18 protein-coding genes and 2 pseudogenes are annotated in these 23,162 nt (G+C 69.8%); 13 read left to right on the top strand and 7 right to left on the bottom strand.

What is annotated here, in order from left to right; all coding sequences use genetic code 11:
- Nucleotides 1–12 precede the first annotated feature (12 nt).
- Together AC5WS8_RS06695 and AC5WS8_RS06690 are read left to right on the top strand one after the other, a co-directional pair.
- On the top strand, nucleotides 13–2,631 hold the full coding sequence (locus tag AC5WS8_RS06695; protein WP_496102342.1) for a type I restriction-modification system subunit M: 2,619 nt from the start codon (nucleotides 13–15) through the stop codon (nucleotides 2,629–2,631).
- Entirely contained in the window at nucleotides 2,624–3,847 is a 1,224-nt protein-coding gene (locus AC5WS8_RS06690; RefSeq protein ID WP_496102341.1) for a restriction endonuclease subunit S, read from the top strand. The genes AC5WS8_RS06695 and AC5WS8_RS06690 overlap by 8 nt, the downstream gene beginning before the upstream one ends.
- Nucleotides 3,848–3,910: 63 nt before the next feature.
- Here the strand turns inward: AC5WS8_RS06690 and AC5WS8_RS06685 are convergent, their stop codons facing one another.
- Both AC5WS8_RS06685 and AC5WS8_RS06680 read right to left on the bottom strand, forming a co-directional pair.
- Nucleotides 3,911–4,132: a DUF397 domain-containing protein gene (locus AC5WS8_RS06685; RefSeq protein WP_496102340.1), complete on the bottom strand. Its 222-nt coding sequence runs from the start codon at nucleotides 4,130–4,132 to the stop codon at nucleotides 3,911–3,913.
- Nucleotides 4,125–4,919, bottom strand: a complete 795-nt coding sequence (locus AC5WS8_RS06680; protein ID WP_496102339.1) for a helix-turn-helix domain-containing protein — start codon at nucleotides 4,917–4,919, stop codon at nucleotides 4,125–4,127. Before AC5WS8_RS06680 ends, AC5WS8_RS06685 begins: the two co-directional genes overlap by 8 nt.
- A 77-nt stretch (nucleotides 4,920–4,996) precedes the next feature.
- On the opposite strand from AC5WS8_RS06680, the gene AC5WS8_RS06675 reads away from it, so the two are divergent.
- The 8 genes and pseudogenes from AC5WS8_RS06675 (at nucleotide 4,997) to AC5WS8_RS06640 (ending at nucleotide 16,473) form a co-directional block, all read left to right on the top strand.
- Complete coding sequence (locus tag AC5WS8_RS06675) at nucleotides 4,997–5,473, top strand: hypothetical protein (protein ID WP_496102338.1); 477 nt, start codon at nucleotides 4,997–4,999, stop codon at nucleotides 5,471–5,473.
- Nucleotides 5,470–5,835, top strand: coding sequence for a hypothetical protein (locus AC5WS8_RS06670; protein ID WP_496102337.1), 366 nt, complete (start codon nucleotides 5,470–5,472; stop codon nucleotides 5,833–5,835). The genes AC5WS8_RS06675 and AC5WS8_RS06670 overlap by 4 nt, the downstream gene beginning before the upstream one ends.
- A gap of 160 nt (nucleotides 5,836–5,995) precedes the next feature.
- Nucleotides 5,996–9,568, top strand: a complete 3,573-nt coding sequence (locus AC5WS8_RS06665) for a type I restriction endonuclease subunit R (protein ID WP_496102336.1) — start codon at nucleotides 5,996–5,998, stop codon at nucleotides 9,566–9,568.
- Between the two features lie 4 nt (nucleotides 9,569–9,572).
- The gene (locus AC5WS8_RS06660; protein ID WP_496102335.1) at nucleotides 9,573–10,352 is read left to right on the top strand and encodes a M48 family metallopeptidase; all 780 of its coding nucleotides are present in this window, start codon (nucleotides 9,573–9,575) and stop codon (nucleotides 10,350–10,352) included.
- 71 nt (nucleotides 10,353–10,423) lie between these two features.
- Nucleotides 10,424–10,783, top strand: a pseudogene (locus AC5WS8_RS06655) (thiamine pyrophosphate-dependent enzyme); the annotation flags it as partial.
- Nucleotides 10,784–11,190: 407 nt separating this feature from the next.
- Nucleotides 11,191–12,054: a serine hydrolase gene (locus AC5WS8_RS06650; RefSeq protein WP_496102334.1), complete on the top strand. Its 864-nt coding sequence runs from the start codon at nucleotides 11,191–11,193 to the stop codon at nucleotides 12,052–12,054.
- A 149-nt stretch (nucleotides 12,055–12,203) separates the two neighbouring features.
- Entirely contained in the window at nucleotides 12,204–15,941 is a 3,738-nt protein-coding gene (locus tag AC5WS8_RS06645; RefSeq protein ID WP_496102333.1) for an ABC transporter ATP-binding protein, read from the top strand.
- A gap of 145 nt (nucleotides 15,942–16,086) precedes the next feature.
- Nucleotides 16,087–16,473 carry a hypothetical protein gene (locus AC5WS8_RS06640; RefSeq protein ID WP_496102332.1) on the top strand — a complete coding sequence of 129 codons (387 nt, stop codon included), beginning with the start codon at nucleotides 16,087–16,089 and terminating at the stop codon, nucleotides 16,471–16,473.
- A gap of 22 nt (nucleotides 16,474–16,495) precedes the next feature.
- On the opposite strand, the gene AC5WS8_RS06635 is transcribed toward AC5WS8_RS06640, so the two are convergent.
- The 3 genes from AC5WS8_RS06635 to AC5WS8_RS06625 all read right to left on the bottom strand — a co-directional run bounded on the left by AC5WS8_RS06635 (nucleotide 16,496) and on the right by AC5WS8_RS06625 (nucleotide 20,273).
- Entirely contained in the window at nucleotides 16,496–17,092 is a 597-nt protein-coding gene (locus AC5WS8_RS06635; RefSeq protein WP_496102331.1) for a hypothetical protein, read from the bottom strand.
- A gap of 113 nt (nucleotides 17,093–17,205) precedes the next feature.
- Nucleotides 17,206–19,041: a glycoside hydrolase family 3 protein gene (locus tag AC5WS8_RS06630; RefSeq protein WP_496102330.1), complete on the bottom strand. Its 1,836-nt coding sequence runs from the start codon at nucleotides 19,039–19,041 to the stop codon at nucleotides 17,206–17,208.
- Nucleotides 19,042–19,355: 314 nt separating this feature from the next.
- Nucleotides 19,356–20,273, bottom strand: coding sequence for a LysR family transcriptional regulator (locus tag AC5WS8_RS06625; RefSeq protein WP_496102329.1), 918 nt, complete (start codon nucleotides 20,271–20,273; stop codon nucleotides 19,356–19,358).
- An 89-nt stretch (nucleotides 20,274–20,362) separates the two neighbouring features.
- On the opposite strand from AC5WS8_RS06625, the gene AC5WS8_RS06620 reads away from it, so the two are divergent.
- Nucleotides 20,363–21,286, top strand: coding sequence for an EamA family transporter (locus tag AC5WS8_RS06620; protein WP_496102328.1), 924 nt, complete (start codon nucleotides 20,363–20,365; stop codon nucleotides 21,284–21,286).
- 120 nt (nucleotides 21,287–21,406) lie between these two features.
- Nucleotides 21,407–21,688: pseudogene (locus tag AC5WS8_RS06615) on the top strand (GNAT family N-acetyltransferase); the annotation flags it as partial.
- Here AC5WS8_RS06615 and AC5WS8_RS06610 read toward each other — a convergent pair.
- Nucleotides 21,592–21,804: a DUF397 domain-containing protein gene (locus AC5WS8_RS06610; RefSeq protein WP_496102327.1), complete on the bottom strand. Its 213-nt coding sequence runs from the start codon at nucleotides 21,802–21,804 to the stop codon at nucleotides 21,592–21,594. The pseudogene AC5WS8_RS06615 and the gene AC5WS8_RS06610 overlap by 97 nt on opposite strands.
- On the bottom strand, nucleotides 21,801–22,619 hold the full coding sequence (locus tag AC5WS8_RS06605) for a helix-turn-helix domain-containing protein (protein ID WP_496102326.1): 819 nt from the start codon (nucleotides 22,617–22,619) through the stop codon (nucleotides 21,801–21,803). Before AC5WS8_RS06605 ends, AC5WS8_RS06610 begins: the two co-directional genes overlap by 4 nt.
- Before the next feature lie 120 nt (nucleotides 22,620–22,739).
- Between AC5WS8_RS06605 and AC5WS8_RS06600 the strand changes: the two genes are divergently transcribed.
- Complete coding sequence (locus tag AC5WS8_RS06600) at nucleotides 22,740–23,156, top strand: ATP-binding protein (protein ID WP_496102325.1); 417 nt, start codon at nucleotides 22,740–22,742, stop codon at nucleotides 23,154–23,156.
- The last annotated feature ends 6 nt before the right edge of the window (nucleotides 23,157–23,162 follow it).

Genomic DNA, 23,162 nt, shown 5'->3' with positions numbered 1-23,162 from the left:
AGGGAGTCGTACGTGGCCAAGCTCACGCTCGCGCAGCTGGAACGCCATCTATGGGCCGCCGCGGACATTCTGCGCGGCACGATGGACGCCTCCGAGTACAAGGACTACATCTTCGGGCTGCTCTTCCTGAAGCGCGCCAACGACGAGTTCGAGGCGGCCAGGGACAGGCTCCGGCAGTATGCCGTCGAGGAGCTGAAGCTCGGCGTCGAGGACCTTCGCGGCTACCTTGAGCAGCCGGGCCCCTACCGCAAGCGCGATGTGCTGTACGTGCCCGAGCAGGCCCGTTGGCACAGGATCTCCGCCGTCCCCCACAACATCAACGAGAAGGCGCTGCGTCCCGCGCTGCAAGCGCTCGAGAGCCAGAACGCGAAGCTCAAGGGCCTCTTCGACCACCTCGATTTCAACCGCATCGGAGGATCGGGCGCCGCGTCCGGCGCGGCCAAGCTCGCCGACCAGCGCCTGAAGCTCCTCATCGCGCACTTCGGGCGTATCAGGCTGCGCACGGACGACTTCGAGTTCCCTGACCTGATCGGCGCCGCGTACGAGTACCTGATCAAGGAGTTCGCGGACACGGCCGGACGCAAGGGCGGCGAGTTCTATACCCCGCGCGCCGTGGTCCGCATGATGGTCGAGCTCCTCGCCCCCACCGAGAACATGAGGATCTACGACCCGTGCGTCGGCTCGGGCGGCATGCTCATCCACGCGGCGGAGTACGTGGAGGAGCACGGCGGCGACACATCGTCGATGTTCTTCGCCGGACAGGACGCCAACTCCGGCTCCTGGATCATGTCGACGATGAACATGGTGCTGCACGGCGTACGTCGCTTCGACCTGGCCACCGGGGACACGCTCTCGCAGCCGGCGCACGTTCCGCGCTCGGACGAGGACCGGTTCGACGGGGTGCTCAGCAATCCCCCGTTCTCCCTGGACTACACCCTTGCGGACCTGGCGCACCCGGCCGAGCGTGCCAAGTACGGGGCGACGAGTGAGCGCGGCAAGGCCGACCTGATGTTCCTCCAGCACATGCTGTGGGAGGCCAAGCGGGAGGGCTCTCGCGGCGGCATGGTGATCACGGTCATGCCGCACGGGGTGCTGTTCCGTGGCGGCGGTGAGAAGACGATCCGTACGGAACTGCTGGAGAAGGACACCATCGAGGCGGTCATCGGCCTCGCCTCGAACCTCTTCTACGGGACCGGCATCCCGGCCTGCATCCTGGTGCTCCGCCCGCCGGGCCGGAAGGACCGGGAGCGTGAGGGCAAGGTGCTGTTCATCAACGCCGACCGTGAGTTCCACGCGGAGCGGGCGCAGAACATTCTGCTTCCCGAGCACGCCGAGAAGATCGTCTCGACGTTCCACGCGTACGAGGAGGTCCCCGGCTTCTCGCGGATCGTCACCCGTGAGGAGCTCGCCGCCAACGACGACAACCTCAATATCCGCCGGTACGTGGACAACACACCGCCGCCGGAGCCGCAGGACGTGCGGGCGCATCTGGTGGGCGGGGTGCCGCGCGCGGAGATCGAAGCGAAGAAGGCGCTGCTCGACTCGTACGGGATCGGGGTGGCCGACCTGTTCGTGGAGCGGGGGCCGGCGGACCCGGCGTACGTCGACTTCCGGGACGAGGCGGCGGGCGGCCGTCCCGATCTGGGCGAGCTGGCCCGGCCCCGGGAGGAGGCGCTGCGGGCGGAGTTCGCCAAGTGGTGGGAGGAAGAGGCCGCCCTGCGGCTGGAGGCGGTGGCGGCCACGCCCGAAGCCCTCGCGTCGTCCACGTCCTCCGAGCGCAAGGCCGCGTTGATGGCGGTGCGGGGGCAGCTGATGAAGTCGTTCGGGGAACGGCTGGGCCGGGTCGGACTGCTGGACCGGTACGCGCTGGCGGGGGCGGTCGCGGGGTGGTGGTGGGACGCCAAGTACGACCTGCTCGCGCTGTCGGAGAACGGGTTCGGGGGCGTCGTCGACGGGTGGGTCGAGAACGTCGACACGATGCTCTCGCCCGAACAGGACGCACGCACGAAGAAGCTGCGGACGCGGACGGCCGCGGAACGACGTCAGGCGTACGACCACAAGGTGGTCGCCGCCATCGCTCCCCGGTTTCTGGAGGAGCTGGCGGAGGCGGATGCGCGCAAGGCGGCGGCGGACGCGCGGTTCAAGGAGTTGAGCGCGCGGCTTTCCGGGGGCGGGGAGGAGCCGGAGGCAGATGGCGACCCGGTCGACGATGAGGTTGACGTGAAGGAAGTCGCTCTGAGCGTCGAGGAGTTGGTCGAGCTCACGGCTGAGCTGGCCCGCGTGAAGAAGGCGCGCACGAAGGCGGGCGCGGACATCAAACGCCTTGAGGCGGACTTCCACCGCTACCCATACCCGAGCGATCCGCCGACCTTGGGGGAGCAGCCGCCGCGTTTGTTCCGGGCGCGGGCGGAGCTGGACGCGGAGGGGGAGCACCGGGTGGTGCTCGACCTGCTGCGGGACGACCTGGCGGCGAAGCTGGACGGCCATGTGGTGCGGTGGCAGCGGGAGTTGGCGGCGTCCTATGAGACGTGGGAGCAGAAATACGCGGTGTCGTTGAGGGAGATTCGGGCGGGTCGGGAGCGGACGGCTGGCGAGCTGGACGGGTTCCTTAAGGAGCTGGGGTATGCGTGAGCTGGCTCCTGGGTGGATTTTGAGTAAGGTTGGCGACCTTTTTGACATGCAGCTCGGCAAGATGCTGAGCAAGGACGCTTCCGCGGGGCCTCAGCAGCGGCGGTATCTGACCAACAAGAACGTTCAGTGGAACAGGATCGATTTTGAAGCGCTGAACTATATGAGCTTCAGCTCGGCTGAGCGCGACAAATTTCGCCTGGTTCCAGGCGACCTGCTCGTCACTGAGGGGGGTGAGGTCGGGCGGACGGCGATGTGGGAGGAAGAGCGCGAGGAGTGCTACTTTCAGAAGTCCCTGCATCGGCTGCGGTCCCGTGGGCAGATCGAACCTCGGTACATGCTGCATTACATGAACTATGCGGCGCGCTGGCAGATGTTCACAGATTCGGTGGGGCAGACGAGTATCGCGCACCTGCCGCAGGACAAGTTTGCTGAACATCTTGTCGCGTACCCGGTTGACTTGGCGGAACAGCGGCGGATCGTTGCGGTGATCGATAGTGTCGCTGAGTTGGAGCGCGGAATCGAGACGTCGATCGCCAAGCTGCGCAGCGTGAGGCGGGGAACGCTGCTGGCGGAACTGGTATCTGTTGCTCGAGCAGCGCCTTCGCCAGGGTGGGTTCGCGTGCCACTCAAGGACGTTGTGCCCTCGGTCGAGTATGGAATTTCGGAAGCGCTTGACAGGGATGCTGGCGGCGTTCCTGTTCTGCGGATGAATAACATCCGGGATGGGCAGATCGACGTGGGAGAGCTCCGATACTGTCCGGTGCCAGTCCCAAGGCGGCTACTCCTCCAGCGTCAGGATGTTCTGTTCAACCGGACCAACAGCATCGACCACGTCGGCAAGGCTGCCATGTGGCGCGACGAACTGCCAGCTACAACCTTCGCGTCGTACTTGGTGCGCCTGGTTCCTGACTTGCAGCGGCTGACTCCGGATTACCTCGTCGAATGGTTGATGCACCCCCTGGTTCGGCAGCGTGTGCGATCCATTTCGACGGTTGCGGTGCAACAAGTGAATGTGAATCCATCCCGGCTGCGGGAGGTGGAGATCGATCTCCCAGTCGACCTGGCTGAACAGCGGCGCATCATAGCCACGCTGGAGGCGTGCGACGAGCAGATTGGGCGTGAGAACGAAGAACTGAACAAGCTTCGCGCACTCAAACAAGGACTAGTAGATGACCTGCTGTCGGGGCGAACTGAGAGATCTGCTGTGGTGGCCTGAGTGAACGATGTCTGGCCCGCGCTGGAGGGAGCGCGGGGGTCAGACGAATCGTGGTGGTAGCGGTTAGCCGGAGAGGCTTCCGTCCTTGACTGCTGTGACGAACGACGTCCAGTCGGCCGACGGGAAGACCAGCGCGGGTCCCTCAGGGGTTTTGGAGTCGCGGACGGGCACGCCCGTGGGGTGGTCGTCAAGGACCTCCAGGCAGCTGCCGCCCTGGTCGTTGCTGTGAGAGGACTTCCGCCAGCCCCTCAGTACCCCCGCGTTCGGTATCGCTCGGTCAGCCATGATGTTCGTAGTCCCTTGCTGTTGCCCTGAGCAGATCCAGTGATTCCTTGAGAGGCAGCGCGTTGCCCAGTGCGAAATCGTAGCGATGCTGCAGCTCCTGAACCACGGATGGGCTGTCGTGGATCTTCCCCATGTATAGGCCTTCGCCGTAGGCCACGGGCGGCTGATCCTCGAACCACATCAGCGTGAGCATGTTGCTCATGAGGGGATGCATGCCCAGCGTGAACGGTAGAAGGTGAAGTTGGATCCGTTCGGCCTCGGCGAGTCTGACGAGGTGGTCGATCTGCTCCGCCATGACCTCCGGGCCGCCGATCCGGCGTCGCAGCACCGCCTCATCCAGTAGCGCCCACACTACGGGTGTCACCGGGTCGGCAAGGATCTTTGCGCGTTCCAAGCGTGTGACAAGGCGTCTGTCACGTTCCTGTTCACTCGCCGGAGGGAACGGCATACTCAGAACCGCACGCGCGTACCCTTCCGTCTGGAAGATGCCGGGAATGAACGACAGGGCGAACTCCCTGATCATGGTCGCCTGTCGTTCGAGCTGAAGGGCCGCCTCGAAGTACCCCGCGACAGCGGTGTCGTCGTCCGGCAGGAAGCTGCTGAGCACATCGCCCGTGTTCAGCGCCCTGTCGAGGCGTCTTGCGTCCTCCTTCGACGGGGTGCGTCGGCCCGCCTCGATGTGCGCGATGTGCGAACGCGTCATGACGGCGGCCGTCGCCAGCTCTTGCTGTGTCATCCCGGCCGCCTCGCGCTGAGCCTTCAACCACTCCCCATAGATGTTGCTCATCGTCAACTCCCGTGTGACAGATGCGTTGTCACATCCGACCCTCTGGCGAGCCTAGTCCGATCCGTCTCACTCTGTGAGTGGATCACTACACAGCGATGTCCATGCACCTCGACCTGCCCTCGGGCACGGAAGACCCCCGCGACCGCTACCGACGGCCCGGGGGCATGGCCCTCAACCGCACTGGAGTTGAAGACGTGTTGCACCGTATCGCCCGCCTCGTCGAACCGCTGCTGCGGCTGCTGTGGCCCGCCTCAGGGCGGCACCGGCACCGGCACCGCGCAGGGGGAGGGGTGCCGCTCGGCCCAGTGCCGACCGTCGCCGTCGCACCAGGCCGCCGCCCCTCCCCGCACGAGAACCTCCTCCGCGGCGAGGACTCCCGGCTCGTCCGTCCCTACCTCCTCGCGCATGAGCGACGTGATCAGGCCAGGCGGCAACGCGCCCGGCGCAGGGCACTCTGGCTCGCCGTGCACGGCGTCGACGTAGGGCCAAGGCGTATCCATGGTGTGGACGTCGGCTCGCGCCGAATGCGGGACACCGAGGTGGCCGCCGCGTGATCTACGAGACCCGCGACGCCACCGCCCCCGCGGTCGGCCGGCCCCGCCTCCTCCCCTGGTCCAACCTCGACGGCAACCCTTGCTATCTCCTCACCGACGACACCGGCACCGGCCGTCTCTCGCGCCTCGCCGACGACGTCGAAGCCGTGCAGCTCGGCATGGCAGACGACCTTCTCGGCCATGCCGCCGATCTCCTGGGTGACTGCAAGGCCACTGCGCCACAGCTCCGCTTCCTCGCGGCCCGCTTGGCGGAATCGCTCCACGACGTGCATCGCATCGCCCGCAGCAGGGGAGCGCGCCTCCCCCTGCCCCACGACGACGAGGCCCCCGGCACCGCCCCTGAAGAGGACCCCGGCGCCTGACTCGCCCGCCCCGCCGCCGAGTCTGCGGACGTACCGCTACAAAGCCCCGTACGTCCGCATGCTCAGTCATGTCCTACGCCTGTATCCCTTCCCCTCACCCCGCCCCCCGGGCGCAGAATGGATCTCCGGGAACAGAGGGACTTACGGGAGGCGCGGGGCCGTGGTGGTGCACGTCGAGCGGGACGAGGTGGAACGGCCGTTAGTCGCGCAGTTGGAGGCCATGGGATGGACGCACGTCCCGGGCGTGGAGCTGGACACGCTCGACGCGGCTGTGCCGCTGCTCGTCGACCAGCTCGGGCCCGCACTGAGGCGAATCAACCTCCGGGGCAGTGACGGTCAGTCCTGGATGGGTGAGGACGACATCCGGCGGGCGGTCGGCGAGCTTGCCTCCCTCTCCCTCGGCAAGGGTGTCGTGCAGGCGAACCTCTCCGCCACCGACATGCTGCTTCACGGCTGGACGCTTCCCTCACCGTCCGCCGCGCACGGTGGTCCGTCCGCCACCGTCCAGTACGTCGAGTGGCATCCGGACCTGGTCACGCGCAACACCTTCACCGTCGTCGACCAACTCCGTGTGCGCAGCCGCTCCGGCGAACTGTCCATACTCGACCTCGTCCTCTTCGTGAACGGCATTCCGCTCGTCGTCGTCGAGTGCAAGAGCCCCGATCTCGCCGAGCCCGTCCGCAGTGCCGTGCTCGATCTCCGGTACTACGCGGGGAATCCCGTCCTTGACCTCGACGCCACCGGTACTCCAGTCGCCGCCGGCGTGCCGGAACTGTTCCGGACCGTGCAGCTCCTCGTCGCCGCGACCGGCGAGACCGCCCACCTCGGCACCGTCACCTCCGAGCCCGAGCACTTCCACCCGTGGCGCAGCGTCGAACCGGAGGAAGAGGGCACGCTGCGGCGGGAGCTGCGTACCGCCGGGCTGCTCGTGGACGGCGCCGACCCGGTCGCGCCCGCGCCGCTCGGCGAGCAGCAGAAGCTTGTCGGTGTGGTTCTGCGGCCGGCCGCCCTGCTCAACGTCGTACGGCATTACGTGATCCCGATGACCGTCGAGTCGGATGCGGACGGCGGGGCCGTGCGGACTGTGAAGGCCGTCGCCCGGCACCAGCAGTACCGGGCCGCCGAAAAGGCCGTGCGCAGACTGCTGACCGGGCGGGTCCGTGCCGGGCGTGACACCGAGGACGAGCGCGGCGGTGTCATCTGGCACACGCAGGGCTCCGGTAAGTCGCTGACCATGACGTTCCTGGTGCGGCGGGTGCATCTGCATCATCGACTCAGCGAGTTCATGGTGGTCGTGGTCACCGACCGCACCCAGTTGCAGACCCAGCTCTCACGGACGCTGAAGCTCAGCGAGTCCGACGTCGAGACGGCGGAAACCCGGACGCAGATGGAGGGGCTGCTGCGCGACGGCGGGCGGCGTGTCGTCTTCGGCATGATCCAGAAGTACGGGAGCGGTTTCACCTTCGCCGGAGACGCCGAAGGCAGCGGAGACGACCGGGACCTGACGGGAGAGGGAACGGACCCGAGCGAGGACGAAAGCCCCGGCCCCGTACCGGACTTCCCCGAGTGCAACACCTCACCGGACATCCTCGTCCTCGTCGACGAGGCACACCGCTCGCACACCAGTGTCCTGCACGCCGCCCTGCGCAAGGCCATCCCGAACGCCGCAAAGATCGGGTTCACGGGTACGCCGATCATCACCGAACGTGAGGAGGACACGCGCCGGATCTTCGGGCGCGGTGACTCGCCGCGGGGTTTCCTCGACGAGTACCGGATGGAGGATGCCGAGCACGACGGCGTCGTCGTCCGTATCCGGTACGAGGGGCGGACCGGGGAAGGTGAGGTCCGTGACGGGGAGGTCCTCGACAAAGGGTTCGACGACCTCGTCCGGGACCGCACGCCCGAGGAGCGGGCCGCGCTGCTCAAGCGGTGGCCCACTGAGCGGGACGTCGCCGAGTCCGTACCCATGATCGAGGCGAAGGCCGAGGACATGCTGGAGCACTGGGTCACCACCGTGCTGCCCGGCGGCTTCAAAGCGCAGGTGGCGGCCGTCAGCCGGAAGGCGGCCGTGCAGTACCACCACGCCCTGCGCAAGGCACGTGACGAACTGCTCTCCCAGCTGTCCGAGTTCGACCCGGAGTCGGTGGCCGGTATTCCGCCGGAGAAGCTGTCCGGCAGGCTGCGCTATCTCCACCAGGCCTACCAGTTCAGGGCGTTGCTGCGCCGGATCGACTTCGTCCCCATCATCTCACCGGGCCCCGGCCACAAGCGGGGGGAGTGGAGGGAGTGGACCGACGCCGGCCGCCAGGAGGCCTACACCGAGCGCTTCCAGAAGGCGTTCCCTGAGCTGGTGCCCGATTCGGAGTGGGTCGCCCTGACCCCTTTCAATCCACCCCAAGCCCCGATACCGCCCATCGATCCCGCCGACGGCACGAACGCCCCCTGGTCCGAGGCCGCGAACAGCGAGCCGCAGCCGCTCCCCACCTCGGTGCCCGACCCCGTGCACCCCGACAGCCCCATCGCGTTTCTGATCGTGAAGTCCATGCTGCTCACGGGGTTCGACGCCCCGCGCGAACAGGTGCTCTACCTGGACCGGCCGATCCGGGACGCCGAGCTGCTCCAGGCCGTCGCGCGGGTCAACCGCACCTCGCCCGGCAAGGAGGTCGGTTACGTCGTCGACTACTACGGCGTCTTCGAGCACCTCTCCAGCGCACTCGCCGGGTACCGGAACGCCGACGTCACCGACACCATGCGCGATCTGTCCTACGAGGTGGACAAACTCCGCCCCGCCGCCGAGAAGGTCCGCGACTTCCTGCGGCGCAACGGCATCGACGACGCGCAGCTCGACCAGCTCGCCAAGCTGGGACCCGCGGCCCTCGCCCTGCAACCCGAGGACCTGCGATTCGACTTCGACGAGGTACTGCACGCGTTCCTCGCCACCCTGGAACGCGTCCTCCCGCACGAAGAGGCCCTGGACTACGTCGCGGACGCCCGGCGCTGGAGCCTGCTCCAGAAGCGGGTGCGGCGGCTGTGCAGGGACGACGAGGGCGGCACGTTCACCCTGCGCCGGTACGGGCGCAAGGTCCGGGCGATGATCGCGGACCACCTCGAAGGGCCGGAGATCGACCAGGTCATCCCGCCGGTCTCGCTCACGGCCCTCACCTTCGACGACGCCGTGCGACGGCTGCCGCCGCGGGAGGCGGCGGCGGAGATGGGCCATGCGCTCCGCTTCCACCTGGAGGAGCGGACCAGGCGGGAGGACCCCGCAAAGTACGAGCGGCTCTCCAAGCGCCTGGAAGAGATCCTGCGCACCATGCCGGGCCGCTTCGAGGAGCAGATCGAGGAGTTCGGCCCGCTGATCGAGGAGGCCAGGCAGGAGCAGGAGGAGTCCCCGGAACTCGCCGGTCTCACGCCGCTCGAACAGAGGGTGTACCGGCTGGTGGAGCAGATCCTCGAGGACACCCCCGGCATCAGGCTTGCCGATAGAGGAGACGTCAGACGGCTCACGGGCAGGGTGTGCGACGTGGCCACCGGAGTCATGGCCAGGGCGTCGTACCAGGGGCAGCACCAGGACATCAGCATGCTGGCCGGAGACCTCCAGGATGCCTTGCTCAACAACGATGTCCGGCCCGTGGGCGGGGACTGGGCGTCGTTGGAGAACGCGGCTGAGCGCCTGGCGTCCTTCGCGCAGGACAACCTGCGACAGTTCCGGAGCAGGGCGAGGGGAGAATAAGCGGGTGACCGCGCCGGCCGATCCTTCGACGTACTCGACCCCCGAAGCCCTCCTCATTGTGGAGGGGCTGTCTCTGCGGGTGCGTACCAGCACCCGAAGGAAACGGTTCGCACTGACCGTCGAGACCGACGCGACCCTTACCCTGCACACCCCGGCCGGGCGTTCGACAGCCGAAGCGGAGCAGTTCGTCCGCGCACACTGGCACTGGCTGCTGAGCAAGCGGCGGGAACGGGAGCGCACACGCCCGCTCAGCCCCGTCAAGCAGCTCGCCGACGGAGAGGTCTTCCGCTATCTAGGGCGAACGTATCGGCTCGCCGTATCCGGTGAGGAAGGGGCGACCGGAGGAGTCCGGCTGATCGCGGGGCGTCTTGTCATGGGCCGGGACCTGGCGGCGGAGCCCCAAGCGGGTCGGGCGGCGCTGGTCGACTGGTACTGCCGGGCCGGCCGGAACTGGACGGAACAGCGGCTTCAGCCCTGGGCGGCCCGCATGGCGGTGACCGAGCCGGAACTCGAGGTGCGGGACCTGGGGGACCGGTGGGGTTCTTATCGACCGCCGCGGGACGGGGCGGGCGACAAGGGGTTGATGAGTCTCGGGTGGCCGCTCTTCCAGCTGCCCATGCATCTGATCGACTACGTCATCGCACACGAACTGGCCCACGTGAAAGTGTCCGGGCACCGAGAGGACTTCTGGCGGCTGCTACGGATCGCGCTGCCCGAGTACGAAGAGCGGCGTGCGGACCTCGACGAGCTAGGGCGACGACTTTGGATGGGCGATATTCGGTAAGTCCTGGCGTGACTCCCCGCGTGTAGGGAGTTCAGTTACCGCAGTGCCACCAGTCGCGTCCACCTACTCCGGCCACGGCGGACCCGACGCGCCCCGTCCTGGCGGTGTCGGGTGACGGCGGTGCCCTGTGCTCCATCGCGGAACTGGCGACGGCGCGGCAGTACGGTCTCCACGTCACCTGGCTGATCGTCGACGACGGCGGCTACGGCATCCTGCGCGAGTACATGACGGACGCCTTCGGCCAGGCCACGGCGACGGAACTGACCTGCCCCGACTACGTGGCCCTGGCGGAGTCCTTCGGCGTCCCGGGCGTGCGCACGGCCCCCGAGACCCTGGAGGCCGACCTGGCGAGGGCCCTGGCGGAACCAGGGCCCTCGGTGGTCGTCCTGCCGGCGCTCCTGAGGATGTTCGCGCCTACGCACCTCAGCTGACCGCGGGGCGGCCCGGCGGCCGTCGGACCGGGAGCGGGGGCCGCCGGGGACTTCGGAGCGAGGATGCGTGGCAGAGGTCACCGGTGCACCATGCGGGGATGCCACGGGTACGGACCGTGGTCACCCGGGCGTGGACTGTGGATGGTGAGATCCCGGTAAGCGGACGGCAAGTGAGAGGTTCCTCACAAGGGTGCCGTGACTGCGGGCGTGAACCGGCCTGCGGACGACTGTGTGAGCGAACTCGCCTACAGCTTTCGGACATTGCCGTGAGTCAATGGGGCACGAGCGCGCCTGGGTGCGCTCTTCTCCATGTAAGAGGATGGTCAACCTCTATGACTCACCGGATACCCGGTAATTTCCGGACATTTAACAGAGCTCGGGTCCTTGCGGCCGGGCTCGGCGTCGGCATGCTCGTACCGTTCGCGGCGGCCGCCGCGCCCGCCGCGGCCGCCACGCCCACCGTCAGCTGCACCTCGGGCAAGGCGGGTCTGGCCGCCAAGCTGCAGCACGACATCACCTCGGCCCTCGCCGGCCGAAGCGGCACCGTCGCGGTCGGCCTGTACGACCGCTCCACCAACACCACCTGCTCGCTGCGCGGCACGTCCGCCTACGACTCGGCCAGCGTGGTGAAGGCCACCGTGCTCGCCACGCTGCTGTGGGACGCGAAGAAGCACAACCGCTATCTGACGAGCCGCGAGAACAGCCTCGCCACAGCCATGATCACCAAGTCGGACAACAACGCCACCAGCACGCTGTGGAAGCAGCTGGGCCTGACGAAGATCAAGGGCTTCCTCACCGCCGCCGGCATGACCCAGACCAAGCCGGGCGCGAACGGCTACTGGGGCCTGACCCAGATCACCGTGCAGGACGAGCAGAAGCTCCTCAAGCTCCTCACCGCGAAGAACTCCGTGCTGAGCGACAACTCCCGCGCGTACGAGCTGAAGCTGATGGCGAACGTCATCTCCTCACAGCGCTGGGGCACTCCGGCGGGCGCACCCTCCGGGGTGGCGGTGCACGTCAAGAACGGCTGGCTGCAGCGCTCCACGCACGGCTGGCGGGTGCACAGCATCGGCACGTTCAACGGCCGCGGTCACGACTACATGATCACCGTGCTGACCTGGGACGACAGCACGATGAACTACGGCGTCAGCACCATCCAGAACGTGGCGAGGGCCATCCACGAGGACCTGGTGCCGACGACGTCCACCACCAGCACGTTCGTGCCCACGAGGACGCCGCAGGAGGCGTACCCGGCGGCTCCTGCGAGCTGACACGGCCGGATGCCCGGTGATCCGCGCATCCGGTCCGCAACAATCGGCCTCCTACCCGCCGGTAGGAGGCCGATTGTTGCGGAGGGATGAAAATCGCTGCTGACGGCGTTGGTGCCTTCCGGTAGACCAGGTATGAAGGAGGGCACCGCGTGGCAGCGCACCAGGGCGGGACACAAGGATGGGCGCGCAGGCTCGCCGGCTTCGCCTGGCGGTATCCCAAGGACGTCGTCCTCGCCCTGGGCTCGTCCCTGGCCGGGATGGCGCTCACGGCCCTGGTGCCCCTGATCACCAAGGTGATCATCGACGACGTCATAGGCAACCACAGCAGACCCATGGCCCCCTGGGCCGGCGCCCTGATCGGCTCGGCCGTCCTCGTCTACCTGCTCACCTACGTCCGCCGCTACTACGGCGGCCGTCTCGCCCTGGACGTCCAGCACGACCTCCGCACGGAGATGTACGGGACGATCACCCGGCTGGACGGGCGCCGCCAGGACGAGCTGTCCACCGGGCAGGTCGTCGGCCGCGCCACCAGCGACCTCCAGCTGATCCAGGGCCTGCTCTTCATGCTCCCGATGACCATCGGGAACGTCCTGCTCTTCCTGGTCTCGCTGGTGGTCATGGCCTGGCTGTCGCTGCCGCTGACCCTGGTGGCGCTGGCCGTCGCGCCCGCCCTGGGGTTCATCGCCAAGCGCAGCCGGTCCCGGCTGCACCCGGCGACCTGGTACGCCCAGGCCCAGGCCGCCGCCGTGGCGACCGTGGTCGACGGCGCCGTCAGCGGCGTCCGCGTGGTGAAGGGCTTCGGGCAGGAGGAACAGGAGACCGGCAAGCTCCGGGAGGTCGGTCGCCGGCTCTTCGCGGGACGGCTGCGGACCATCCGGCTGAACTCCAGGTACACCCCCGCGCTGCAGGCGGTGCCCGCCCTCGGCCAGGTCGCCATGCTGGCGCTCGGCGGCTGGCTGGCGGTGCGCGGGCACATCACGCTCGGCACGTTCGTCGCGTTCTCCTCCTACCTGGCGCAGCTCGTCGGACCGGTCCGCATGCTCGCCGTGGTCCTCACCGTCGGCCAGCAGGCCCGCGCGGGGGCCGAGCGGGTCCTGGAGCTGATCGACACCGAACCGTCGCTTCAGGACGGCACCAAGGAGCTGCCCTCCGACGCGCCCGCGACCGTCGAGTTCGACGACGTGTCCTTCGCCTACGAGGACGGGCGCCCGGTCCTGGACGGGCTCTCCTTCGAGATCCGCCCCGGCGAGACCCTCGCCGTCGTCGGCTCCTCCGGCTCCGGCAAGTCCACCGTCTCGCTGCTGCTGCCCCGCTTCTACGACGTCACGCACGGCGCCGTCCTGGTCGGCGGCCACGACGTGCGTGAGCTGACCCTTCCGTCCCTGCGGGCCGCGATCGGGCTCGTCCCCGAGGACTCGTTCCTCTTCTCGGACACGGTCCGCAACAACATCGCCTACGGCCGTCCCGACGCCACCGACGAGGAGGTCGAGCGGGCCGCGCGCGCCGCCCAGGCGGACCGTTTCATCGCCGAGCTGCCCGACGGCTACGGCACCAAGGTCGGCGAGCACGGCCTGACCCTCTCCGGCGGCCAGCGCCAGCGCATCGCGCTCGCCCGCGCCATCCTCGCCGACCCCCGGCTGCTGGTCCTCGACGACGCCACCTCGGCGGTGGACGCCCGCGTCGAGCACGAGATCCACGAGGCGCTCAAGCAGGTCATGCAGGGCCGCACGACCCTGCTGATCGCCCACCGCCGCTCCACCCTCAACCTCGCCGACCGCATCGCCGTGCTCGACGGCGGCCGTCTCGCCGACATCGGCACCCACACGGAACTGCAGGAGCGTTCCGCCCTCTACCGCCGTCTGCTCACCGACCCCGACGAGCTGGGCGGTGTCTCGCCGGGCCACACCCGGCCCGCCGTGCCGGAGGAGGACACCAGCGTCCGGGACGAGCTGGACGCCGAGTTCGACGCCGAGCGCGGCGTCACCCCGCGACTGTGGACCGGCGACCGGGAGCCCAAGGACCACGCCCTCGCCGGGACCCCGGCGACCCCCGAGCTGCTCGCCCAGGTCGAGGAGCTGCCCCCGGCCACCGACACCCCCGGCGTCGACGAGGCACGCGCCGTCCAGCCCGAGGAGTCCTACGGCCTGACCCGGCTGCTGCGCGGCTTCGGGCTGCCCCTGCTCGTCAGCCTCGCCCTCGTCGCGGTCGACGCGGGCATGGGACTGCTGCTGCCGATCCTGATCCGGCACGGCATCGACCGGGGCGTGTCCCGGATGGCACTCGGCGCGGTCTGGTCGGCGTCCCTGCTCGCGCTGGTCACCGTTCTGATCCAGTGGGCGGCGCAGGTCGGCGAGACCCGGATGACCGGGCGCACCGGAGAGCGGGTCCTGTACTCCCTGCGGCTGAAGATCTTCGCCCAGCTCCAGCGGCTCGGACTCGACTACTACGAGCGGGAGCTGACCGGGCGGATCATGACGCGGATGACGACGGACGTCGACGCCCTGTCCACGTTCCTCCAGACCGGGCTGGTGACGGCCTTCGTCTCCGTCGTCACCTTCTTCGGGATCATGGTCGCGCTGCTGGTGATCGACGTACAGCTCGCGCTCGTCGTGTTCGCCACCCTGCCCCCGCTGATCGTGGCGACCGTCTTCTTCCGCCGGGCCAGCGTGAAGGCGTACGAACTGGCCCGCGAGCGGGTGTCGGCGGTCAACGCCGACCTCCAGGAGTCGGTGTCCGGGCTGCGGATCCTGCAGGCGTTCCGGCGCGAGCGGGACGGTGGGCGGCGGTTCACCGAGGGCAGCGACTCCTACCGCCGGGCGCGCATCCGGGGCCAGTGGCTGATCTCGGTCTACTTCCCGTTCGTGCAGCTGTTGTCGTCGGTGGCCGCGGCGTCCGTGCTGATCGTGGGCGCGCACCGGGTCGGGGCGGGGACGCTGACGACGGGCGCCCTGGTCGCGTACCTGCTGTACATCGACCTGTTCTTCGCGCCGGTGCAGCAGCTCTCCCAGGTGTTCGACGGCTACCAGCAGGCCACCGTGTCGCTGGGCCGCATGCAGGAACTCCTCCAGGAGCCCACCACCACGCAGGCCGCAGACGAGCCGCTCGAAGTGCTGTCGCTGCGCGGCGACATCACCTTCGACGGCGTCCACTTCGCCTACGGAGACGACGAGGAGGCGCTGACCGGCGTGGACCTGACGATCCCCGCCGGACAGACCGTCGCGTTCGTGGGCGAGACGGGCGCGGGCAAGTCGACCCTGGTCAAGCTCGTCGCCCGGTTCTACGATCCCACGCGCGGCCGGGTGCTGGTCGACGGCACCGATCTGCGCTCGCTCGACCTGACCTCCTACCGGCACCGGCTCGGCGTGGTCCCGCAGGAGGCGTACCTGTTCCAGGGGACCGTCCGGGACGCCATCGCGTACGGGCGCCCGGACGCCACCGACGCCGAGGTGGAGGCCGCGGCGCGGTCGGTCGGCGCGCACGACATGATCGCCCGCCTCGAGGGCGGCTATCTGCACGAGGTCGCCGAGCGCGGCCGCAACCTGTCCGCCGGACAGCGGCAGTTGATCGCGCTGGCCCGCGCGGAGCTGGTGGACCCCGACGTCCTGCTGCTCGACGAGGCGACCGCCGCGCTCGACCTGGCCACCGAGGCCCAGGTCAACCAGGCCACGGACCGCATCGCCGGGCGGCGTACGACACTTGTCGTGGCCCACCGTCTGACCACGGCGGCCCGTGCCGACCGGGTGGTGGTGATGGACCACGGTCGCATCGCCGAGGACGGCACCCACGAGGAGCTGCTGGGCCGCGGCGGCCGCTATGCCGAGCTGTGGCGGACGTTCGTCGGCGCGCCGGAACCGGAGCAGGAGGAGCCGGTCGGCTCCTCGGCCTGACGCCCCGTCCGAATGCGCAGACGCTGCGGACGTCGCCCCCGGCGTTCGACAACGTCCCTGTGTGCACCACCGTGACGCAACCATTCGACGTACGCCATGCGTCCGTACATCAGTACGTTCATCGTCGCGGAGAGGGACCACAAAGGTGGACAAGGGTGCGATACGCCGGCGCCTGGCGCTCGGCATGACCGTACTGACGGCTTCCGGGCTGTTCGCACTGGCGAGCCCGGGACACGCGGAGGCGGCCGACTTCTGCTCGGGGAACAAGGTTCGTACGCTCTCGTTCTCCAGCGGCTCCGTGCAGGTCTACAGGCGCGACGGCTATGTGTGCGCGGTGACCTTCGCCCGTCGGGTGTCCAGCAGGAGGACGATGTCGGTGAGCGTGCAGGCGCGCGGCAGCCGCCCCGCGGCCGACAGAGGGTGGTACATGCACCACGCCGGGCCCGTCACCGTGCACGCCGGCCACCGGTGCGTGTGGATCCGCGGCTCCGTGGGATCCGGGTCGGTCAGCTCGGGATGGATCCTCTGCTGAGCCCTGACCGCGCGGAATGCCGTCACAGCCGCCGGGCGCAGCCCACCGGTGTGCTGCCGCCCAGTTGCACGTAGAGCGCGGTCGAGGACGGGCACTGCGCGCGGCGTGCGACCGCCGACGTCACCTCGTACTCGGGCGCGTGCGCGCCGCTGCCGTCGCAGGCCGTTTCCCGGACCTCCCCCCTGCCCGCGCCGTACACGCAGTCCCCGACGATCGTGCGCGGGCCGCCGCCGCCACCGGGGTCGCCCGGGTGCGGCGGCTCCAGGTTCCGCATGCACGCGTATCCGCGCCGCACCGCCCCGAAGGGGCTGATGTGCAGCACGAAGTCCGTGGTCGCCGGACATGCCGGGCCCTGCGCCGGATCGCCGTCGTACCGTGCGACCACCCGGGCGGCGGCCCGTTCGCTCGTGCACGGCACTTCCGTGAAGCTCTTCGTCCCGAAGGAACTGCACTCGTCCACGGCGAGGAACCGGGTACCGAACCCGGACGGCCCCGGCGACGCGGCAGGCCCGCTCGGCCGGTCCTGCGCCGCCCCCGCCATCGCCCGGCACCCTGACAGGCCGCCCGCCGCCAGCGCGGCGGCCAGCAGCGCACCCGGCCACGCTCGTGTCCCTCGCATCGCGAACCCCCCGGTCCACCCCCGTCCAGCGTGACCCGCGGCCACGGCGCACGCCAGACGTCCCGGGTGCTTTGCGACAAAAAGGGGCGGGGTGCCCGGTTCCCGGCGTACGGCTAGTACGACAGTCCGTACCCGATCGGGTACAGCACCTGCGCCGGGTCGTCCGCCCGTCGCACCGGCACCGGCAGCTTCCCGCGCGGCCCGACCCGGCCCGCGATCACCCGCGCCGCGGCGCGCAGTTCGACGTCCGTCCAGGAGTACGAGGCCAGGAAGGCGCCCACGTCGGGGAGTCGGGCCACGTCGTACGGGTTCCGCAGAGCGAGCGCGATCACCGGCTTGCCCGTGGCCACCAGCTGGTTCACCAGCGTCCGCTGGGAACCGGTCGCGCCCACGTCGTACGTGGCCACCACCACCGCGTCCGCGCCGTCGGCAGCCGCCACCGCCTTGGCGACGGTGGCCGACGAGGGCGCGGTCCCGGTGGACAGCGCGGTCGCCGTGAAACCCAGCTCGGTGAGGGCGTTCGCCAGGACGGTGGTGGGCGGTCCGTCGGTGCCGGTCGGGGACGCGGGGTCCGCGCCCGCCACCAGCAGCCGGGCGCGGGTGCGGCGCGAGAGCGGCAGCAGACGCCCCTTGTTGACCAGCAGGGTGGTCGTGCGGTCCGCGATGCGGTCGGCGGTGCGCAGGTGCCCCGGCGTGCCGACCGTCCGGTCCACGCCGGCCTCGCTCACGCAGGGCTGGTCCAGCAGCCCCAGCTTCGCCTTCAGCCGCAGGATGCGCAGCAGCGACTCGTCGAGCCGGGACTCGGTCAGCTCGCCGTCCCGCACGGCGCTGAGCACCGCGTTCCAGGCGAGGTCCAGGTTCGGCGGGTCGAGCAGCTGGTCGACTCCCGCCCTCAGGGCCAGCACGGGCACGCGGTCGTCGCCGTACTTCTGCCGTACGCCCGCCATGGCCAGCGAGTCGGTCACCACGACCCCGTCGTGGCCGAGTTCCTCGCGCAGGATGCCGGTGACGACGGGGCGCGAGAGGGTCGCGGGGTCGCCGGAGCCGTCCAGCGCGGGCACCATGATGTGCGCGGTCATCACGGCGTCGACCCCGGCCCGGACCGCCGCCCGGAACGGCACCGCGTCCAGCCTCTCCCACACCTCGCGGCTGTGCGTGATGACCGGGAAGCCGTAGTGGCTGTCGACGGCGGTGTCGCCGTGGCCCGGGAAGTGCTTGGCGGTCGCCGCGACGCCCGAGGACTGATACCCCCTCACCTCCGCCGCGACCAGGCCCGCCACCGCGTCCGGGTCGGCGCCGAAGGACCGTACGCCGATGACCGGGTTGGCCGGGGCGACGTTCACGTCCGCGTCGGGCGAGTAGTTCTGGCGGATGCCGAGGGCCCGCAGCTCGGCGCCGGCGATCCGGCCCAGGGCCTGCGCGTCGGCACGGGAGCCGCCGGCGCCGATCGCCATCGCTCCCGGGAACAGCGTCGCGGGCCTGCCCACGCGGGCGACGATCCCGTGCTCCTGGTCGGTGGCGATGAGCACGGGCAGCCCGCGCGGCTGGTCCAGCGACGCCTTCTGGATGCCGTTGGACAGATCGGCGATCTGGCGGGGATCTCGGGTGTTGTGCGCCCGGGTGAAGTAGATGATGCCGCCGACGCGGTACCTGGCCACCAGCTCGGCGGCGGTGCGGACGCCGATCTCCTTGAGGTTGGCGTCGATGTCGGACTGGTCGGGGGCGGTCGCGGAGTGGCCGTGGACCCGTGTCACGAACAGCTGGCCGACCTTCTCCTGGAGCGTCATACGGGAGATCAGGCCCCCGAGCCGCTTGTCGTCGTACGCGGCGTACCCGGCCGCTCGAGCGGCTCCCGGGGTCAGGGCGACGGCCGCCGTCAGGCCCGTCGCGGCGGTGAGGACCGTGCGTCTGGAGGGCAGTGCGGTGCTTCCCGTGCCGCAGTCGTGCACGTGCGCTCCTTCCGGAGGAGAACGCTGAGGGAAACTTCCGAGGGATCAGCAATATCCGGGAGCTTTCCGCCGGTCAAGGCGCCGCACAGGGGATACCGCGCATGAGGGGCCGCCATCGGCGCTGTTGGAGGGGGCGCGCCGACGGCGGCGTGCTGCCGGCCGCGTGCGGCGGAGAGGGTGGTCAGCGATCGCAGCCAGCGGCGAGGCCGACACCGCAGCGCGGAGACTCATCCGGCAACCTGCCCATGGGACGAAGGGACCCCGGGTCGGGTTCCCCGGAATCGGCCGGCGGCCGCACGTCGGTACCGGAGTGGTCAACGGGGCCCGTGCGTCGACACCGCGGGCCAGTGGTGCTGGAGGGTGCGCACGGTCTCGGCGATCGCCGGCCGCCGGGCCGCCCCCCTGCGCCACAGCGCGTACAGGTGCCGTACCGGCAGGGGGTCCAGGGGCACCTCGACGACCCCCTCCGGCAGCGGGCCCCGGCCCAGCCGCGGGATCAGGGCGATACCGAGTCCGGCGGCGACCAGGGCGACCAGGGTCGGGTTCTCGTCGGCTCGGTGGACCACCTCGGGCTCGTGCCCGGCCGCGCGCAGCGTCCGCACCAGCCACTCGTGGCAGACCCGGCCGGGCGGCTGGCAGATCCACCGTTCACCGCCCAGCTCCTCCCGGCGCACCGCCGACCGCCCGGCGAAGCGGTGCCCGGCGGGCACGAGCAGATCGCACAGGTCGTCTCCGATCGCCGCCTGTTCCACCCCCTCCGGCGCGGGCAGCGGCGCGATGTCCCAGTCGTGCGCCACGGCGACGTCCACCACGCCCTTGGCGACCAGGTCGACGGACAGATGCGGATCCACCTCGGTCAGCCGGGTGTCCAGGGCGGGGTGCCGGCTCGCGAGATCCGCCAGCACCCGGGGCATCAGCCCGCGCGCGGCCGACGCGAACGCCGCCACCGTCAGCCGTCCGGAGGGCAGGCCCCGCCGCTCCTCCAGTTCGGTCTCGGCACGCTCGACGATCGCCAGCAACTCCTGGGCGGTGGCGGCAAGTTGCCGTGCCTCGTCGGTGAGCCGCACGCCGCGCCCCTCGCGCTCGAGCAGCACCGTCCTGGTCTCCCGCTCCAGCTTGGCGATCTGCTGGGAGACGGCGGACGGGGTGTAGCCGAGCGCGACGGCCGCGGCGCCGACCGTGCCGTGGACGGAGACGGCGTGCAGGGCGCGCAGACGCTGGAGATCGAGCAAGATGCCCCCCGAGGAATCACCGATGCTTCATCCAACCATGCAGGAATCATCGCTGGTGCTTCACTGTTCTGGGGCGTGATCCTCGACGCATGCGACCCGCACACCTGTCTCTCGCCGTTCTCGTCGCCGCCGTCTGGGGCGTCAACTTCACCGTCATCGAACTCGGCCTCGGCCACTTCCCGCCCCTGCTCTTCTCGGCCCTGCGCTTCCTGGCCGCGGCCGTCCCCGCCGTCTTCTTCGTGGGCCGCCCCAAGGTGGCGTGGAAGTGGATCGCGGCGGTGGGCCTGGTGCTGGGCGTGGCGAAGTTCGGGCTGCTGTTCCTCGGCATGGCCGCGGGGATGCCCGCCGGCCTGTCCTCCCTGGTCCTGCAGATCCAGGCGGTCTTCACGGCGCTCATGGCCTTCGCACTCCTCGGCGAACGCCCCACGCGCCTGAGGGCGCTGGGCATGGCGGTGGCCCTCGGCGGTGTGGCCCTCGCGGCCGTCGACGAGGGAACGGCCGGCCCGCTCGGCGCGTTCGCCCTGGTCATCGTGGCGGCGGCCTGCTGGGGCCTGTCCAACGTCCTCACCCGCAAGGCGTCCCCGCCGGATCCCCTGAACTTCATGGTGTGGGTGAGCACGGTGCCGGTCCTGCCCCTGCTCGGCCTGTCCCTCCTCAGGGAGGGCCCGTCACGCGACCTCGCCGCGCTCCGCGCCCTCGACTGGCAGGGGGTCGGCATCGTCCTCTACGTCGCCTGGATCACCACGGTCTTCGGCTTCGGCGCCTGGGGCTGGCTGCTGCGCCGCCACCCCGCGTCCACGGTGGCCCCGTTCTCCCTCCTGGTCCCGGTCTTCGGGATGTCGTCCGCGGCCCTGTTCCTGGGCGAACCGATCAGCCCGCTGCGCTGGGGCGCGGCGGCACTGCTGGTGGGCGGGGTGGCGCTGACGTCGCCGGCGCCGGCGGTGAGGGTTTCGCCGAAGACGGTCCAACCGGCGGACGTGTCGGCGCGTGAGCCGGTCAGCGAGCCGGCATGAGGCCATGCCCGTGGTCCGGATCCCGGCTGGGGGGCGGGCGCGCTCCAGGGAAACCTGGGCTTCGTGGACGTGCTGCGGCGGATGGGCGCGGAGGTGGAGGTGGGCGCGGACCGCCCCAACCTCCTGCTGTTCCGCCACGCGTTCGAACACTGGGGCGTGGCGCGCGTCGACCTGAAGACCGACGCCCGCAACAACCGCTCCCGCGCGGCGATCCAGAGCGTCGGCGCCCGCTTCGAGGGCGTCCTGCGCAACTGGTCCCGCTCCTGGGCACCGGGCGAGGAGGACCGGCTCCGGGACTCCGCGATCTACTCGATCACGGCGGAGGAGTGGCCGGAGTGCCGGTCACTGCTGGAGGCGAAGGTGAGGAAGCGGGTCCAGGCGTCGGGGGAGACGGTGAGGTAGGGCAACTCCCGGGCCTTGGAGTCGCGGATGTGTATCGCGGTGGAGGGCGCGACCTCCACGCATTCGCCACCACTGCTGTCGCTGTAGCTGCTCTTGAACCACGCCAGTTCGGTCATAGCTCACCTGCCAACTGCTCGATCAGGGCGACGGATTCCTCCGGCTGGAGGGCCTGACTTCTGATCATCGCATAACGCCGCGCCAGGACACCGGCCTCATCCGGCCGGGAGATGAGAGTGCTGTGGCCGTTGCCCTCCATGTACGCCAAGGTGGTGTTCTCGGGGGTGTCGAGCACGGTCAGCGCCCCTTGCAGGCCTGCGTGTCCCGGCCTGTTTTCAGGCATGACCTGAAGCACGATGTTCGGTCGCCCGGCACATGTGAGCAGGTACTCGTACTGGTTGTGCATGGCCTCATGGCCGCATACGTGGCGCTTGAGAGCCGCCTCTTCGAGGATGACGTTGACGACGCATCCCGGCTTACGGTCCAGCAGCGCCTTGCGCTCCATGCGTGCCGAAACGAGCAGTTCGACCTCATCGCCTTCCAGCGGCGGGAAAGCGTAGTGCAGCACCGCCTCGGCGTACTCCTTCGTCTGCAGCAAGCCATGGATGAGCTGCGTGCAGTACGACGAGACACTCAACGCCTCCTGCTCCAGCTGCACGAACCCTTGGAAGTGCTCGGGATACCGCTCCAGCCGCAAGTACTTCGCCGCCGCCGCAATCAACCCCCCGGCATCCAGTGCCTTCTCCGCCGCCGCGATGAACTCGTCCGTCGCCGGCTTCGCGCACGTCTCCACCGCGCTCACCGCCGCCCCCGAGTAGGCCATCCGGTCGCCCAGTTCGTTCTGCGACAGCCCGGCCTTCATCCGCAGCGTCCGTAACACCTCCGCGAAGTACTGCGCTGCGGGTGACGCCGAGTTCCTCCTGGGCTGCCCCATCGCAGCCACCCCCCTCTACACGGCTCTACGTGACTCAACGTGAGCCCCGCCGCAGTTGCCGTACGTGACCGTCGTGTTCCGGGCCTGGTGGCGGCGGGCCTTCTGGCCGACAGTATCTCTATGAGCACAGAACGTGATGGCGTACATCCGCAATCCCGTACCTGGAGGCTGAGGTTCGCACCGACCCCGCGCAATGTCGTCGAGGCCCGACGCGGCGCCCGCTGCGTGCTGCGCTCCTGGGCGGTGTCGGCCGACGCGCGGGACGTGGTCGAACTCGTCGTCTCGGAGCTGGCGACGAACGCGATCCGCCACGGCCGCGTCCCGGGGCGCCACTTCGAGGTGGCGATGACGTACGACGGTGAGAAGACCGTGGACGTGGAGGTGTCCGACGCCTCCCCGCGCAGGCCGGTCCTGTCGGCCCCGGACCCGGCGGCGACCTCGGGCCGCGGCCTGCTGCTGGTGGCCGCGCTGGCGGAGGCGTGGGAGGTCAGGGAACGGTGCGTCGGGAAGACGGTGTGGGCCCGCGTCGTCGTCTGACCGCGG

The sequence above is a fragment of the Streptomyces sp. PTL18 genome (assembly GCF_059510295.1).
The sequence above is the reverse complement of the archived record's forward strand: the minus strand, read 5'-3'. Positions and strand labels throughout refer to the sequence as shown.